14 protein-coding genes are annotated in these 15,047 nt (G+C 62.7%); 5 read left to right on the top strand and 9 right to left on the bottom strand.

Features of this window, described 5'->3' with window-relative positions:
• Positions 1–147: 147 nt before the first annotated feature.
• Entirely contained in the window at positions 148–591 is a 444-nt protein-coding gene (locus A2J02_RS14980) for an SRPBCC family protein (RefSeq protein ID WP_331712049.1), read from the bottom strand.
• 45 nt (positions 592–636) lie between these two features.
• A complete protein-coding gene (locus A2J02_RS14975) occupies positions 637–978 on the bottom strand; it encodes an ArsR/SmtB family transcription factor (protein WP_068050928.1) in 342 nt (113 codons plus the stop codon).
• A 111-nt stretch (positions 979–1,089) separates the two neighbouring features.
• Between A2J02_RS14975 and A2J02_RS14970 the strand changes: the two genes are divergently transcribed.
• From A2J02_RS14970 to A2J02_RS14960, 3 genes are all read left to right on the top strand, one after another.
• Complete coding sequence (locus tag A2J02_RS14970) at positions 1,090–1,779, top strand: DUF998 domain-containing protein (protein ID WP_068050932.1); 690 nt, start codon at positions 1,090–1,092, stop codon at positions 1,777–1,779.
• Between the two features lie 64 nt (positions 1,780–1,843).
• A complete protein-coding gene (locus A2J02_RS14965) occupies positions 1,844–2,413 on the top strand; it encodes a DUF3558 domain-containing protein (protein WP_082898798.1) in 570 nt (189 codons plus the stop codon).
• 12 nt (positions 2,414–2,425) lie between these two features.
• Positions 2,426–2,821 (top strand): hypothetical protein, encoded by a 396-nt coding sequence (locus tag A2J02_RS14960; protein ID WP_068050923.1) that lies wholly within the window; start codon positions 2,426–2,428, stop codon positions 2,819–2,821.
• 60 nt (positions 2,822–2,881) lie between these two features.
• On the opposite strand, the gene A2J02_RS14955 is transcribed toward A2J02_RS14960, so the two are convergent.
• Positions 2,882–4,255, bottom strand: coding sequence for a dicarboxylate/amino acid:cation symporter (locus A2J02_RS14955; protein ID WP_068050920.1), 1,374 nt, complete (start codon positions 4,253–4,255; stop codon positions 2,882–2,884).
• A 318-nt stretch (positions 4,256–4,573) separates the two neighbouring features.
• Between A2J02_RS14955 and A2J02_RS14950 the strand changes: the two genes are divergently transcribed.
• Entirely contained in the window at positions 4,574–5,251 is a 678-nt protein-coding gene (locus A2J02_RS14950) for a SanA/YdcF family protein (protein WP_068050919.1), read from the top strand.
• Between the two features lie 188 nt (positions 5,252–5,439).
• Complete coding sequence (locus A2J02_RS14945; protein ID WP_068050916.1) at positions 5,440–7,035, top strand: ABC-F family ATP-binding cassette domain-containing protein; 1,596 nt, start codon at positions 5,440–5,442, stop codon at positions 7,033–7,035.
• A 9-nt stretch (positions 7,036–7,044) separates the two neighbouring features.
• Here A2J02_RS14945 and A2J02_RS14940 read toward each other — a convergent pair whose 3' ends face one another.
• The 6 genes from A2J02_RS14940 to A2J02_RS28290 form a co-directional block, all read right to left on the bottom strand.
• Positions 7,045–8,661 (bottom strand): AMP-binding protein, encoded by a 1,617-nt coding sequence (locus tag A2J02_RS14940; RefSeq protein ID WP_068050914.1) that lies wholly within the window; start codon positions 8,659–8,661, stop codon positions 7,045–7,047.
• 20 nt (positions 8,662–8,681) lie between these two features.
• On the bottom strand, positions 8,682–9,980 hold the full coding sequence (locus A2J02_RS14935; RefSeq protein ID WP_068283174.1) for a DUF2786 domain-containing protein: 1,299 nt from the start codon (positions 9,978–9,980) through the stop codon (positions 8,682–8,684).
• Between the two features lie 90 nt (positions 9,981–10,070).
• Positions 10,071–10,880: a hypothetical protein gene (locus A2J02_RS14930; protein WP_068050910.1), complete on the bottom strand. Its 810-nt coding sequence runs from the start codon at positions 10,878–10,880 to the stop codon at positions 10,071–10,073.
• 162 nt (positions 10,881–11,042) lie between these two features.
• A complete protein-coding gene (locus A2J02_RS14925) occupies positions 11,043–12,641 on the bottom strand; it encodes an FAD-dependent oxidoreductase (RefSeq protein ID WP_068050908.1) in 1,599 nt (532 codons plus the stop codon).
• Between the two features lie 27 nt (positions 12,642–12,668).
• Complete coding sequence (locus tag A2J02_RS14920; protein WP_068050906.1) at positions 12,669–13,688, bottom strand: AurF N-oxygenase family protein; 1,020 nt, start codon at positions 13,686–13,688, stop codon at positions 12,669–12,671.
• Positions 13,689–13,779: 91 nt separating this feature from the next.
• Positions 13,780–15,047 (bottom strand): T3SS (YopN, CesT) and YbjN peptide-binding chaperone 1 (locus A2J02_RS28290; RefSeq protein ID WP_068050904.1); only part of this gene is annotated, 1,268 nt, incomplete at its 5' end.

Here is a 15,047-nt window from a genome sequence, read left to right as displayed (position 1 = left end):
TCCCGGCAACAGGAAGCGGTGGCACACACGACGGTGCGTGCCACCGCTTCACCATGCCGTCGTTGACAGGCCGACCTCCATATGAGAGCGGCTGCGCCGCAGGTGCGCGGAAACTCGTAGCAGGGGTCGAGGTTCCACGCGCGACGATCACTCGGCGACGATGGCGTCGATCTGACCGATTGCCGACGCCATGCCTTCCTCCACACCCATCGCGACGAGTTCTTCGAGCTGGCTCAGGCTGTCGAATCGAGACAGGATGGTCATGCGCGTTCTGCCGTCGACGTCCTCGAGAGTTACCACGGCGTGCGTGACGGGCAACGTCGACGACGGGTTGCCGGAGTCGTCGGCGAACCCGTCGTCGAAGGACAGCGTGATCGGAGCTGAAATATCGGTGAAAAGCCACCAGCCGGAAGCCTTTTCGCCGTCGGGCCCAGACATGTAGTACGACGCCTTGCCGCCCGGAACGAAGTCGTGGGAGACGAATGTCGCAGGCCATGTCGGCGGACCCCACCACCGTTCGAGCTTGCGTGGGTCCTCCCAGATCTGCCAGACGCGTTCTACTTTCGCGTCGAACTCCGCGACCACGGTCATGGTCAAATTCTCTGCATCCTTGTGTGAGCTGATGAACGGCATGATTCAGCCTTTCTCGTCCTGGGAAAGAAGTTCGTCGATCCGCCCGACGCGATCTCGCCATATCTCTTCGTATCCGTCGAGCAAGGCGCGGGCTCGGGCGATGGTGTCCAATCGAACTCGCACGATCTGCTCCCTGCCACGCCTGTGTTTCGTGATCACCGCAGCGCGTTCGAGAACTGCGACGTGTTTCTGTACGGCGGCGAAACTCATGGCGTAGTGAGAAGCCAACTCCGAGACCGACTGCTCACCGACAGTGACCTTCGCGACGATGTCACGACGCGTCGTGTCGGCGAATGCCTGGAAGAGGCGATCGATGCCGGCGTCATCCAGCTGATCTACAACCATGTGGTTGTACGTTATTCGACGCTACAGCCCCGGTCAAGGTATGTAGATCGATTCTTCGGGCAACATGGAGTGTGGACGGCGATCGACGTCGTCCCGGAGGGTGGAGACAACGTGCAGATTCGACCGGCCAGGATCGGCGCTCTGTTGATCGTGTTGGGTGCGGTGGTGGTGCTGGTTCTCGATGTGTACACCGCTCTGCAGACGCCCTCGCACTTGCGCCGCACGATCAGCGAATACGGACTCGGCGCGCAGCAGTGGGTGTTCTCGATCGGGGTGGTTCTGCTCGCCTTAGGCTCGGCACTCACTCTTGCGTCCGCACTTCGGCATCGACTCACCCGGCCCACATCGGCCGCGTCGATCTGCCTGACACTGTGGACCGTGGGGCTCGTGGCCGTCGTCGCGGTGCCGAAACAGGATTGGTCCAACGACGCGTCGCTGAGCGTCGGCGGGACGATTCACCGACTCGGTGCGGCTGTGGCGTTCGTCAGTATCCCGGTAGCCGTCTTTCTCTTCTCCCGTCCTTGGATTCGTGACGCCGTGTGGGCGGCTCGGGCCCGGATCACACTGGGACTGAGCATGCTGTCGGTCGTGACGCTGCTGCCCATCGCTTACGCACTGGTCGCCGGTGCCACCGGCCCGCGACCCTGGTACCGGGTGGTCACCCTCGGTTACGTGGAGCGAGTGCTCGTCGTCGCCGAAGTGATCGCGCTGATGTCGCTGGCTCTGTGGGTGTGGGCAGCGGAACGTAGGAGTGTTCACTCGGTCGAGTCGCAGGAGATCAAGGCCTCGCAGCGCGTATAGGGAACCGATCGGGTGCCCCTCGCGTCCAACCTCTCAGTGACGTCTGTGTCGAGAGGTTGAACGAATGCGGGTAGTGAGTGGGCGGAGGTTCGCGGCGGTCTGTGCTTCGGCGCTGTTGTTGGCGGGTTGTACGGGATCGACGCAGGGAACACCCGCCGCCAGTGGAGCCTCTTCAACGGAATCGACGACGACGGCGGGGGCCCCGGAGCCATTCGACCCCTGCACCATCCCAAAGTCTGCAGTGACAGCAAGTGGGTTGGACGTCAGCACCGAGCGACCGGACTTCGCGGGCATCACGACGTACCCCGGCTGGAAGAACTGCACCTGGGACGCCTCCGGAACCAACCCCTGGTACTACCTCTCCGTCATGTCGTCCATCAACTCGATCGACGAATACTTGCGCAGCCCGCAGAACGAGCGGCAGCTTCCTATCCAGGTCGGCTCGCGTGACGCAGTGCGCTACAACGCTGACTACCAGGGAAATCCGCCGACTGGATGCGACATTGTGCTCGATGTGAGTGGAAATCTGATCATCTTCGCCTTGGACAGGATCGGATTGGAAGACGTTTTGGGGGACCCTTGCGCCGAGGTCCACAGACACGCCACCGAGCTCCAGAGCTTCCTGCCGGCCTGAGAAGAGGACTCAATGATCGACGAATCCGAACGACTCGAGAAGAACTTGACCCACTGGCGGTCGCTACGACAGCAAGCATCGGACGGCGCACTTCACGTCGAACCGGACATGGCGCGCGAGTGCGACAACGTATGTGCCGATTACCTCGACGATTTGTACAGAATGCTCGAAATGACGCTCAGACTATCGAAGCTCGAAGCATTCGGTGAGCTGCCCTCAGCTCAGATGCTCGGGGCCAAATTTCATCGCCTCGCGGTGGCCGAGGAGGGCTCCGCGCGCTTTGCGATCGAGCAGCAGATCGAGATCATCAAGACGATGCGGGAGTTCTTTCAACACTATTTCGCCAGTGTCGAGGCGACGGATACTGCGACTGCGGCCACCGTAGAGGCTCTCTCCCCGCCGAAATAGACGAGAAATCCCGACGACCCAGTTGCTCGGTCGTCGGGATCGATCGTTCGAAATACGCTGCTAGCGAGCCAGTTCCACTTCCGCTTCCTCGTCGACGAAAGGATCGCCGTTCCGCGGAGCGTTGTAGCGCTCGAGGTCGAGAATTCCTTCGCGCTTGGCAACGATGGTCGGCACCAATGCCTGACCGGTGACGTTGACTGCGGTGCGACCCATGTCCACGATCGGCTCCACTGCGAGGAGCAGACCGACGCCGGCCAACGGCAATCCGAGGGTCGACAGCGTGAGGGTGAGCATCACCGTCGCACCTGTTGTTCCCGCCGTTGCTGCAGAACCGATCACGGAAACCACGATGATCAGCAGGTAGTCGGTGATGGTCAGATCGATGCCGTAGAACTGAGCGACGAACAGTGCCGCAATCGCGGGATAGATTGCCGCGCAACCGTCCATCTTGGTGGTTGCCCCGAGAGGTACCGCGAACGACGCGTACTCCCGCGGGACTCCGAGGTTACGTTCGGTGACGCGTTCGGTGAGTGGCAGGGTTCCGATCGACGAACGCGAGACGAAGCCCAGCTGGGTGGCAGGCCACACTCCCGAGTAGAAGTTGCGTACCGAAAGTCCATGTGCGCGAACGATCACCGGGTACACCACGAAGAACACCACAGCCAGACCGACGTAGATCGACACGGTGAAGACGCCGAGCGAGCCGATGGCATCCCAGCCGTAGGTCGCCACCGCGTTGCCGATGAGTGCGGCGGTGCCGATCGGCGCGAGGCGAATGATCCACCACAGAACCTTCTGCACGATGGCCAACAGCGACGCGTTGAACGCGAGGAACGGCTCGGCCTTCTTGCCGACCTTGAGCGCTGCGATACCGATGGCAGCGGCGATGACCAGCAACTGCAAGATGTTGAAGCTCAATGATGTGGTTGCGGTGCCGCTCTCGGCGACAGTGGTCTTCGCGCCCAGTGCGAGAAAGTTGTTCGGTACCAGACCGGTGAGAAACGACCACCACGACCCGACACTCGACGGATCGCCCGCCGAATCGGCACCTGCGCTGGTACGCGAACCGGGCTGCGCGACCAGCCCGATCACGATGCCGATGATGACGGCGATGAATGCCGTGATGGCGAACCACCACAGCGTCTGAATGGCGAGACGCGCGGCATTGGTGACTTCGCGCAGGTTGGCGATCGAACTGACAATTGCGGTGAACACCAGCGGGATCACCGCGACGGTGAGCAGCTTGACGTAGCTCGAACCGATGGTCGACAGCGTGCCGACCAACCAGTTCTCGTTGCCGTCTGCAGCATCGGGCATCGACCGGGCGATAAGTCCGAATACGACACCGAGGACGAGACCGGCAACGATCTGTGGACCGAACGCGGTTGCCCAGGTAGGGACACGGCGCGTTCGGGTAGCGCTGGGCGCAGACATGGATATGCCTTTCGAAAAGGAGAGGTGTCGCCGAGGATGGACGACAGAAATACTCGCCGGCCGATCGGCCGAGCGGAGGGGATGCGGTCTAGAGAACCGTCAACAGGTAGCGCTGGCTTGCAGACGCAAGTCGACATAGCGTCGAGAGGTCAGCAGCGGATTCACTGATCGAACGGTACTCCGTGTCCGAACAGTGCAATCAAGCAGGGGCGGGCTCTGAGGGATCACTGTGGAATCGGTATGGGTGCGCCTCGGCGACGCTCGGACTTCGTATTGGTGGGTTAGCTTGAGGTTTCTTCCCACCGACGAAACGAGATCATGAGTACCGTATCGAAGTCCCGAGGATTGGCCGGGCGACTCGTTCGTGCCTGCTGCGCGGTCGTCGCAGCCCTGGTGGCCGTCGTTCTGGCATCGGCCGGGTGGGTGGCATACACGACGGCGGGGAAGGTCTACGACGTCGAGGATGCGCCGGACGCACCGGTGGCCATCGTCCTCGGTGCACAGGTGCGCGACGGCAAGCCGATGCGATTTCTCTCCGGACGTCTCGACACTGCGATTGCGTTGATGGCGGCGGGGAAGATCAAGGCAATTTTGGTTTCCGGTGATGCAGACGGTAACTCGGGCAACGAGATTCAAGCGATGACCGACTATCTGATCGAGCACGGAATCGATCCTGCGGTGATCATCGGAGACGATCACGGCATCGACACCTACGACACCTGCGCACGGGCGAAAGAGACCTTCGGGGTCGAACGCGGACTCATCATCAGCCAACCCCTTCATGTATCGCGAGCAGTAGCGTTGTGCGAGGACATGGACCTCGACGTCGATGGGGTCACGGCGGAGTGCATCGACTGCAATACCCTTGCGGTGGTGCGTAATTACGCGCGAGAGTTGTTGGCGCGTCCCAAGGCCGTGCTGGATTTGTGGTCCGGCCGCGATCCCGTGGTGGTCTCCCCGCCTGTCGATTCGCTCGCGACCATCACCGACCGATGAGTGTGGCCGACGGCGAGGTGTGAATCAGCCCCTCGGTTCTGGATATGTGCCTCCGATCGGCGTCGGTCATTCGAAGCAGGGGAGCCGATCAGGCGGACGACGGGGATGGCGACGGCTCCAGCCCGGCTACAGTGAGCTGGCCCGGTTCGACGACTCAGCGGACCCGTTTTTTCAGGAGAAGTGAACGCTTGAGCTGGATTCGCTTGAACGACGTCGCCAAGGGATACGACCAGAAGGTGATGTTGCGCGAGGTGTTCTTTCGTCTCGCTGACGGCGATCGCATCGGTCTGATCGGCCGCAACGGTACGGGCAAGACCACCCTGCTGCAGCTTCTTCTCGGGCGTGAGACGCCCGATTCCGGAACCGTCGATGTCACCGAGGGCGCACGAATCGGGTACTTCTCGCAGTTCTCGGAACTCGACGGCGATCGCAGCATCCAAGCGGAGCTCGAATCGCTGTTCGTCGCTGTCCACGCGATCGAGGTCGAGTTGGCCGGAGTCGAGGCAGCACTCGGCGGTGATCTCGACGAGAAGCAGATGTACAAGCTCGTCGATCGGCAAGCCGAACTGCTCGACGCCATGGAGAACAGCGGCGGTTGGACCTACCACCAGCAGATCGACACGGTGCTGTCGATGCTCGGATTCAACGCCGAACGACGTGAGCTCCCCGTCGATCGCCTGTCGGGTGGTTGGCGCAACCGCGCAGCGCTGGCCAAGATCCTGATCGAGGCACCCGACGTCCTGCTGCTCGACGAGCCGACCAACTTCCTCGACGTTGCCGGAATCGCCTGGCTCGAACGGTGGCTACGCGACTTCCGCGGTGCGCTCCTCGTCGTCTCGCACGACCGCGCGTTTCTCGAGCAGGTCGTCACCAGCATCGTCGAAATCGAGAACCATCACCTGCAGACGTACGACGGAAGCTATTCGGAATACGTTCAGCAGAAGCAGTTCAGGCTCAAGAACCTCGAACGTGAGTTCAGCAACGAACAACAATTGCTGGCCTACGAGCAGGAAGCGATCAGCGATCGCAAGGAAGCCGTGAAGAACCCCAGCGGGGTGCTCAAGCGTCGGCTGGCGAACATCAAGAAGAGCAAGAGTCCGCGCCCCGTCGACACGGTGGTCACTGCGATCTACGGCGGACTGCACGTGCACGACAACCTGGCCGAGATCAGTGGAATCTCCAAAAGCTATGGCGAGCAACGACTTTTCGAGAACATCTCGTTCACCGTGCACCGCGGCGACCGTATCGCCATCACCGGACCCAACGGATGTGGAAAGACCACTCTGGTGGACATCCTCGTCGGTGCCGAGCAACCGGACGACGGCAAGATCAAATGGAAGACCAAGGCTCCGTCGTTCATCTACTACAACCAGGTGCTGGCCGATCTCGATCTCGACGACACCGTGTCGCACTCGGTCAACGCAATGCCGGGCAGTCTCGCACTCACGGCAACGAAGAAGGAAGTGCACCGCTTCCTGACGCTGCTGCAGTTCTCCGAGCTGGATCTCAAGTCGAAGATCGGAGTTCTGTCCGGAGGCCAGAAAGCGCGCGTCGCGCTGGCTCAGTGCCTACTGTTCGGCGCAGGCGTCATCGTGCTCGACGAGCCCACCAACCATCTCGACCTGCAGAGCACTCAGGTACTCGAACGCGCCTTGATGGCGTTTCCCGGTGCGGTGATTCTGGTGAGTCACGACAGGTTCTTTGTCGAGAAGGTGGCCTTTCGGCAGTTGTCGTTCGATGGCAAGGGCGGCGTCACCGAAATCGCTGGTGTGCAGATGGCCTGACCTTCCGGGCTACCCGTTGATCTTCGACGTGGACGTGCCCCACTCGGCGTCGCGCAACTCCTTCTTTCGGATCTTGCCGGTCGATGTCTTCGGCAACTCGACGATGAATTCGACTGCGCGCGGGGCTTTGTACGACGCGATAGCCGATTTCACGTGCGACACGAGCTCTGCCTCGGAGGCGTCCGCACCCGGCACCAGCACCACGAATGCCTTCGGTCGCTCTCCCCATTTGTCGTCCGGCACTCCGATGACCGCCACATCGGCGACGGCCGGGTGGCTGGCAAGTGCCTGTTCGACCTCGATCGTCGAGATGTTCTCGCCGCCGGAAATGACGACGTCCTTGGCGCGATCGAGCAGCTGAACGTAGCCGTCGGGATGCATCACCCCGAGATCTCCTGAATGGAACCAGCCGCCCGCGAAGGCCTGCGTCGTACCGGCTGCGTCGTCGTAGTACCCCTTCATGACGTTGTTGCCGCGCATGACGATCTCACCCATTTCGACGCCGTCGGGTTCGACGTCGATCAACGTTCCGCCTGCATCCGGCTTGTCTCGCACCACGCGCAAACGGTCGGCAGTGAGCATGCCGACTCCCTGTCGAGCCAAGCGCTGAGCCTGGTCGTCGGCGTCCAATTCGAGCCATTCCTGTTTCGCCTCGCACACCGAGTACGGACCGTAGGTCTCGGTGAGGCCGTACACGTGTACGAGCGTCGCTCCCAGCGCTCGGATCTTGCTGATGATCGTCGGACTCGGTGGAGCGCCCGCCGTGACGATGGTCAGGGGTCTGTCGAGCGAATGCGCCTCTGCGGCAGTGGCAAGAGTGGTCAGCACCGTCGGCGCGCCGGCAAGGTGATCGACACCGTTGTCGATGGCCGACCAGATAGCGTCTCCGCGCACTCCGCGGAGGCACACGTGCGTGCCCGACGCGGCCGTGACCGCCCAGGTGGTGCACCATCCGTTGCAGTGGAACATCGGCAGTGTCCACAGGTATCGGGTGTCGATGCCGAATCCCTGGTGGTGCAGTTCTCCGAGCGAATTGAGATAGGCACCGCGGTGGGTGTACATCACGCCCTTGGGTCGACCGGTGGTGCCCGAGGTGTAGTTGATCGTGATGGTCGACGTCTCGTCGTCGACCTCCCACTCCAGTGGATCGTCGGAGCCTCTCTCGAGGAAGGCATCGTATCGAGTGGCGTGCGGCAGCGTTGCGTAACTGCCGTCGACGGCGGGTGTCTCGACGATCTCACGGACCGAATCGGCGATCGGATCTGTTCCGAGTCCGGACAGCAGCTCCGAATCACCCACCAGCAGAACCGAACCGGAGTGATCGCAGATGTAGCGAACCTCGGCGGGCGACAGTCTGGTGTTGATTGCGACCAGAACGGCACCGGCCAGTGGAACCGCGTAGTGCGCGAACAACAGCTCTGCAGAGTTGGACGCGATGTAGGCCACCCGATCTCCGTGGCCGACACCCGACGCGCGCAGTGCGTGCGCGAGCCGGGTGACGTCGGCAGCGAACTGCTCGTAGGTGAATGTCCTGGGCCCGTCCACCACGGCGGTCTTGTGGGGGTGGACCTCCGCTGCGCGTTCGAGAAAGCGAAGGGGCGTCAGGGGAGTATCGAGACCTGTCATGTCAGCCAATGTAGCGCGCACTACGAGGCCAGATCGGATTTGTCGATACGTTCGCGCCCACCGGTAAGGTCCGCGCGTTCGGCGGCGGCGCGGCCGGCATGCGATCCCGCTGTGTTGTCGCTGCTGAACCTGATCGTTCTCGTCGTCGGATGCCGGGCCGCGAACGCTCGGTCGACTGCGTCGGTTCGTTCCGCCATGATGGGCACCAGCGCAGAGCCGTGTTGTCGAGTGGCGGCCGCGGTGGCGCGGTCGCGTGCTTCGGTCAGTCGTTCGCCGATACGGTGGGCGTAGGCGATCAAGAATGCGTTGCGGAAACTACGGGTCCGCGCTGCCGGCGAATCGGCCACCTCGTCGAGTGCGCGCGTCGCTTGCACGAGTAGCGAGGTGTAGAGGAGCTCGCACAGATCGAGATCGACGGGCATGCCGATGATGCTGGCCAGCAAGTACTTCTTCTTCCACAGTGTCCTGGCACCATTTGCATGGCATACGCAGTGCAGCAGAAGCAGTTTGGCTTTGGAGTACGGATTGCTCACCATGATGCGTCGCGTGACGACATCGTCGATCAGGCTGCGAGGGTTCCCCACATCGAGAAGCGCGCTGTCGATCGCGTAGCGCGTCATCAAATCTTGGGCTTTGGCCGATAACGCCTCGGCCTCAGCGGGGAATTGCGTCGACTCGGCCTTGGCCAGCAGCCCTCGGATTCTGCCGAGCATCTTCGAGTCCGTGGCTCGCCGGGGGCCGGTCGCTGCCGACTGTGAGGTCCACCTGGCCGGAGGGGGCAGGAGCTTCTCGAGGGGCAACAGCCATGTCGAACAACCGAGTACGAGCAAAAGGGTGTACCAGGACTGCGCCGACGATCGTCGGTTGTACGAACGCCACCTTTGAAGTCTCTCGGCGGTCGTGCCCCCGGCGGAGTCGACTCGCAGCTCGGATAGCTGATCACGCCATGAATCCGGAGCGAGGCGCTCGGCCGAGCTTCGTGCCGTGTGTGCTCCGATGGCCTCGACGATGACCACTATGCCGTCGCCTCCGGCGCACTGAAGCGTGACATGAACGAGTTCGGTTGGCTGCCAACCGTTCTCGAACGCCGTGTCGAGAGCATCGTCGAGTGTTCGCGCCGCGCAATCGTGCACCGAACGACTCTGTTGCGCATCCAGAGCGGCCAAGCGTTCCGCTACCAGCCGGACCCTGTCTTTTCCCGCTGATCCGAGTTGGGCGAATCCGATTCCGCTGTCGAGTAATTCGCTCGGATCGGCATCCTGCCACGCGCCGGTCGCCCGGGTGTACTTGAAAAAACTGTCCAAATCGATACGACTCATCGTCGTCCCCTCCACGTCCCCCGGTGTGGTCACCGAACTGTTCGGTGAGACGCAGAGTAGGGGAGGGGTCCGACAAACTATTCGAACGTGTCAGCGAGGGGCAAGCATCTGTAGCAATTCCTCGACCGACGGCAGACCGGGGATCACGGGAAGGTTCGGAACAGAGACGGCGGCGGGCGGTGCCGTCAATTCGATTCCGCCGAGCGCTCCCAAGACGTCGTCGGTGTTGGTGCTGCTCGGTCCGTACGTGTTGGAGGCGACGACGAAATCATCGCCGATCGACGCTGACGCGACAACACTCGACCGGTCGTCGGCCCATCCCCACTTGCTCCCCGTCACGCCTGACAATCGCTGGGTGCCCCAGTCCTGAACCATTCCGTCGCGTGCCACAGGAGCCGCGGTGTTCATCCAGGCGAGGACCGGGCTGGCGGGATCGGTGCGCTTCTTCGCCGCCAAGAATCGCACCGTGTCGGCTGTGCTCGTGGACGAGCTGCCCCAGAAACCTCCCCGCGAGGTAGAGGTGAGTCCGTACTCCACGGCGGTCGCCGAAATGGCCTGTGGGTACTTGTTGTCGAGCGTCGAAGCGGCACCGTCGTCGCTGACCTGGATCATCCGCGCGGCGAGGTCGAGGTCTCTCGGCGAACCATCGCCGAAACGGACGACGTAATCGGCCATGTAGAGCTTGACCGTCGACAGTCCAGGGCGCGCCGAGTTGTCCTCAGCGCTGCCCACATAGGTCCCTGTCGGGAGATGTTCGTACGACAACGACGTCCGTGCCGGGACATCGGAGAGGTCGCCGGGTGTCGGCAAAGCCTGGGCCGGTGCCGCGCATACCAACGCCATGGCAATACCGACAATTGGGACAGCAGTTCTGGTGAAGATGCGTCGCAGGGCCGGCATCTCGTGCTCCTCGAGGTGTTGGCCCGCCGTGAGTCGGTGACCGATGACTGTAGTTACCCCGATAGTAGACGCTTCAACCTCGAGGCCGTCCGGATGAATGCGACGTTGTTGCACTCGGAGTGACCGAAAGGCACATTGATCCCAACCGGGGTGCGCGATCGGTCAGGAGCGGCGCAGCGTCGAGAGCAGTGCTTTCGAGCGTCGCAGTGGGCTTCGACTCGAGTCGGCCGGCCACGTGCTGGGCAACTCGATCGGGTCCGTCAGGCGACCGGCATTGAAGTCGTCGACCAGGTGTCCGACGGTTTCCTGCGCGCAGGATTTGTTGGTGCCGATGAATCCCGAGGGGCCACGCTTGATCCAGCCGGTGACGTAGGTGCCGGTCGCGGTCGACCCACCTACTTCCTCCAGGACGCGCCCGCCGTTGTTGGGAATGATGCCGGCACGATCGTCGAACGGAACTCCGGGGAGCGCGACGCCGCGGTAGCCGATCGAGGTGAGGACGAGCCCGGCCTCGACGATGTCCACGTCGCCGGTCGGGACGCTGCGAACCACGTCCTCGCTGTCGGCGGACAGGCCCATCCGCTCGAACTCGACGCCCGTCACTCGATCGGTGCCGAGGATGCGGGTGGGGGAGAGAAGATAGCGCAGGGTGATTCGCCTGCGGCCGTCGCTGTGTTCGGGGGATTCGTCGACGTGGCGAAGCAACTGCAGCTTCTGCGCCACGGCGTGGGGAAGGTCGTCGGTGCTCGCGAGTCGGACGGTGACCGGATCGAGCGCGAGTTCGCTGCGGTCGATGGCCAGGTCGATATCGGGGACGGTCAGCAGCCCGGCGAACTCGGGAACGGTGAAGGCGGACTGCGCCACGCCGCGGCGACCGACGACGACCACCTCGCGAATGGAGCTGTGGCGCAATGCGTCCAAGGCGTGCGGAGCGATGTCGGTCCGAGCGAGCGCATCCGGATTCATCGTCAGAATGCGGGCGACGTCGAGGGCAACGTTGCCGTTGCCGACGACCACCGCGCGCTCGTGCGAGAGATCGAACGTGCGATGTGCGTGGTCGGGGTGGCCGTTGTACCAGGCGACGAAGTCGGTAGCCGAACTGCGCCCGGGCAATTCGGCACCGGGAATGCGGAGCTCACGATCCGATGACGCCCCGACCGCATAGATGACGGCGTGGTGGGTGTCCATCAACTCGTCGTGCGTGACGTCCTTGCCGACCTCCACGCCGAGGTGGTACGTGAATCCCTCTTGCGCAGAGATGGTTTCGAACAAGCGCGATACCTGACGCGTCTTCTGATGATCGGGTGCGACGCCGAGGCGAGCGAGGCCGTGTGGTTGCGGGAGTCGGTCGTAGACGTCGACGCTCACGCCTGGTTGCGTGAGCAGTTCGTCCGCGGCGTACATGGCCGATGGGCCCGACCCGACGATCGCGACTCGCAGCGGCTGACGATCCCGCGAGACCGACGCAGCAGGCGTGACCGGTGCCAGGATGGGCCGAGGCGGGCGCTCCTGTTTGTAGAAATCCGCATTGATCGTCAGGAACGGCAGTTGTGCCTCTGTCAGTTTCGCCTGCGGCACAATGGCATCGACCGGGCAGGCCGAGACGCACGCGCCGCAGTCGACACACGACTGCGGGTCGATGTGCAACATCTCCGCCGTCAGGAAGTCCGGCTCGTCGGGAGTGGGATGAATGCAGTTGACAGGACACGCGTAGACGCACGATGCGTCGCTGCAACATGACTGGGTGACGACGTGGGGCATGAGGTTTCCTGACGGCTGGGGCGCGAGCTATGCGGCGAACTGGCTGGAACTGCGGTCGGGTTCGCTGCGGAAACGGGACGCTTTGCCGTCGATTCCGCACAGCTTCCACATCAGGCCAGCGGCGCGATTCATCATTCCGGTGTCGTTGGCCAGCATGCGGACGTCTCCGAAGTAGTCCTGCAGTGCGTGCTGCGACTCCGGAGTGCCCCAGAACAGGTCCTTCTTCACCTGCTTCGGGATGTCGAACTTCGTCCAGAACTTCTTCGGCGGAATGACGATGACGTCGCACAGAATGCGCATCGTGATCGGGAAGGCCAGCGAGAGCAAGAACCGTCCGGCCTTGGACATCTTGGGGACGCGGCGACGCAGCAACTGGTGTGCGAACGAGATGTGCCGTGCTTCCTCAGCGACGTGAATTGCCATGACACTCTGCATGATCGGGTGGATTTCTTCACCGGACCGCAGGACCGACTTCTGAATGTGGTCGATGGGCTCCTCGCCTGCGAGAACGCCGACGAAGAACAACTCGGGCAACAAAGTGGCGAACAGGGGGATGAACGGCGACAGCATCTTCATCGGCCGACTCATGCCGGGAGCATCGGAATCGACGCGGTTGACCATCTCCTGGAACATCAGGGTGTGGTTGCACTCTTCGATGGATTCGTGGGTGCAGTAGCGTGCCTCGGCCGAGCCGTTGGGCAGCGAGAACACGTACTGCATCATGCCGCGGATCAGAATGTTCTCGAACTGAAGACCGACCTTGGCGACGTTGGCCTGACGCCACATGCCGATCTCGATCTGCTTCTCGAGCGGCAGCGCTCGGTACCAGGCGTGGCCGCCGATCGGGTCCGTCTTCGCGGGCAGTACCCAGCGAGGATCGCTTGCGGGCACCGCGAACTTCTCGGACTCCCAGTCGATATCCACGTAGGGGTCGAAGTGCTTGTGAACAGAACCCTCGGACAACAGGGTGAGTGTCTCGATGTACTGCTGCTCGTCCGCGGTGTCGGTATCGACCGAAACGGACGCGTTGCCTGTCGTCAGTGTCATGGCTTCTCCAAACGAGGTGCGAACATAGCGTTAATGTAACCCCAGTTAACACGAAAGGGAAGCGTGCTGGAAAACCCAGTTCGGTTTCCCTCTACTGTTCGTCCGAACGTTCGTCGGATACCTCGGCCACCTCGTCGGTCTCGAACAGTTGCAACTGGATCGCCGACGGATCGACCACCGGCGTGACCTGCTCGGGTGTGCTGCGCAGTACCTCGCGCAGCGCAGCCACGGCGCGGCCCCATTTGCCGGCTTCGCGGTCTGCCTCGTCGACGTCGCAGTGCTCGTCTCCGAGATCGGCAGCGACCGCCATGCCACGCCACGACGCCTCCTGCTCGGCGCTGATGCGCAGGTAGGAGGCGACGACATCGCGATCGGAGTCGCAACGTTCGAGGACGGTGTCGAGGTCGAGTGGCTCCTCGGATTCGGCTATCAGGTCGACCAATTCGAGCAGACCGTCCGGAAAGTCCTCTGCCTCGATCGGGGGCGGCGTCGGTTCGCCGAGCGCTCCACCGAAATCCTCGGCGAATTTCTCGTCGACCTGCTCCCATACGTGACTGAGCATCCGCACTGCCCACAGCAAGTGATCGGCGACGAAGGGGGAGCCGCTCACCCGCACCTGGGCGACGATGCAGTCCTGGACCAGGTGCAGCATCACATCGGGTAACTGCAAATTGAGATCGACCAACAACTCGGCTGCGCGGGTTCGTCCCGACACGGCGTGCACCAGCGTCGAATTGATCTCGACCACAGGCTCGGTGGGCTTGACCGACACGTACGCGGTGCCGTTGACGAACCGCAGGGGGATGTCACCGTCGGGGTCGTGATCCGGCGGGAAACCGAACCACGGTTCGAGCGCTCGATCGACCAGTTGCTGCAGGTGTTCCTTGCCCTTGGGCTGTACGCACATCGGAACGACAGTGATGCCGGGCTCGGGGGTGGCGATGTCGAAACTCGGTACGTCGTATCGGCCGGTGGCGCGCGAGCTCAGGAACGACGGATGCGGGAGACCCCAGATGTCACGGAACACCGCAACGGTGGTCTTGGCCAGATCGTCGGACCACGATCGATTCCGGTCCACGTGCGGCGCGGTCGGTTCGGAATCGGCCGACATTCGAAACCCCAACGCGCTGAGCGCTTCCCGCTGCTCTTCGGTGATGGCACGGCTGCGGTGCAGGTGCTCGTTCGCCGGGATCTCGCAGCGAACCATGTCGAGATCCCACGCGTAGAACTGCACGCAGGCTGCGGTGTCGGGCACGCCGTCGGTGCTGTCGTATCGCGACTCGATCACCAGCGCATCGCCGTCGCGCATCGCGCTGACGTAGTCGCCGAGTCTGCGCTGGAACTGCATCCAGGCAGCGT

Origin of the sequence: Rhodococcus sp. EPR-147 (assembly GCF_001647185.1) — a bacterium.
Classification (GTDB): Bacteria; Actinomycetota; Actinomycetes; order Mycobacteriales; family Mycobacteriaceae; genus Rhodococcoides.
Note: the sequence above shows the minus strand (reverse complement) of the source record. Positions and strands in the feature narration are given on the sequence as shown.

Coding starts and splice junctions, on each gene's coding strand:
- A2J02_RS14965 (WP_082898798.1), top strand. CDS start 1,844: ATGCGGGTAGTGAGTGGGCGGAGGTTCGCGGCGGTCTGTGCTTCGGCG.
- A2J02_RS14935 (WP_068283174.1), bottom strand. CDS start 9,980: ATGAGTCGTATCGATTTGGACAGTTTTTTCAAGTACACCCGGGCGACC.
- A2J02_RS14975 (WP_068050928.1), bottom strand. CDS start 978: ATGGTTGTAGATCAGCTGGATGACGCCGGCATCGATCGCCTCTTCCAG.
- A2J02_RS14955 (WP_068050920.1), bottom strand. CDS start 4,255: ATGTCTGCGCCCAGCGCTACCCGAACGCGCCGTGTCCCTACCTGGGCA.
- A2J02_RS14940 (WP_068050914.1), bottom strand. CDS start 8,661: ATGACAGGTCTCGATACTCCCCTGACGCCCCTTCGCTTTCTCGAACGC.
- A2J02_RS14925 (WP_068050908.1), bottom strand. CDS start 12,641: ATGCCCCACGTCGTCACCCAGTCATGTTGCAGCGACGCATCGTGCGTC.
- A2J02_RS14960 (WP_068050923.1), top strand. CDS start 2,426: ATGATCGACGAATCCGAACGACTCGAGAAGAACTTGACCCACTGGCGG.
- A2J02_RS14920 (WP_068050906.1), bottom strand. CDS start 13,688: ATGACACTGACGACAGGCAACGCGTCCGTTTCGGTCGATACCGACACC.
- A2J02_RS14950 (WP_068050919.1), top strand. CDS start 4,574: ATGAGTACCGTATCGAAGTCCCGAGGATTGGCCGGGCGACTCGTTCGT.
- A2J02_RS14930 (WP_068050910.1), bottom strand. CDS start 10,880: ATGCCGGCCCTGCGACGCATCTTCACCAGAACTGCTGTCCCAATTGTC.
- A2J02_RS14980 (WP_331712049.1), bottom strand. CDS start 591: ATGACCGTGGTCGCGGAGTTCGACGCGAAAGTAGAACGCGTCTGGCAG.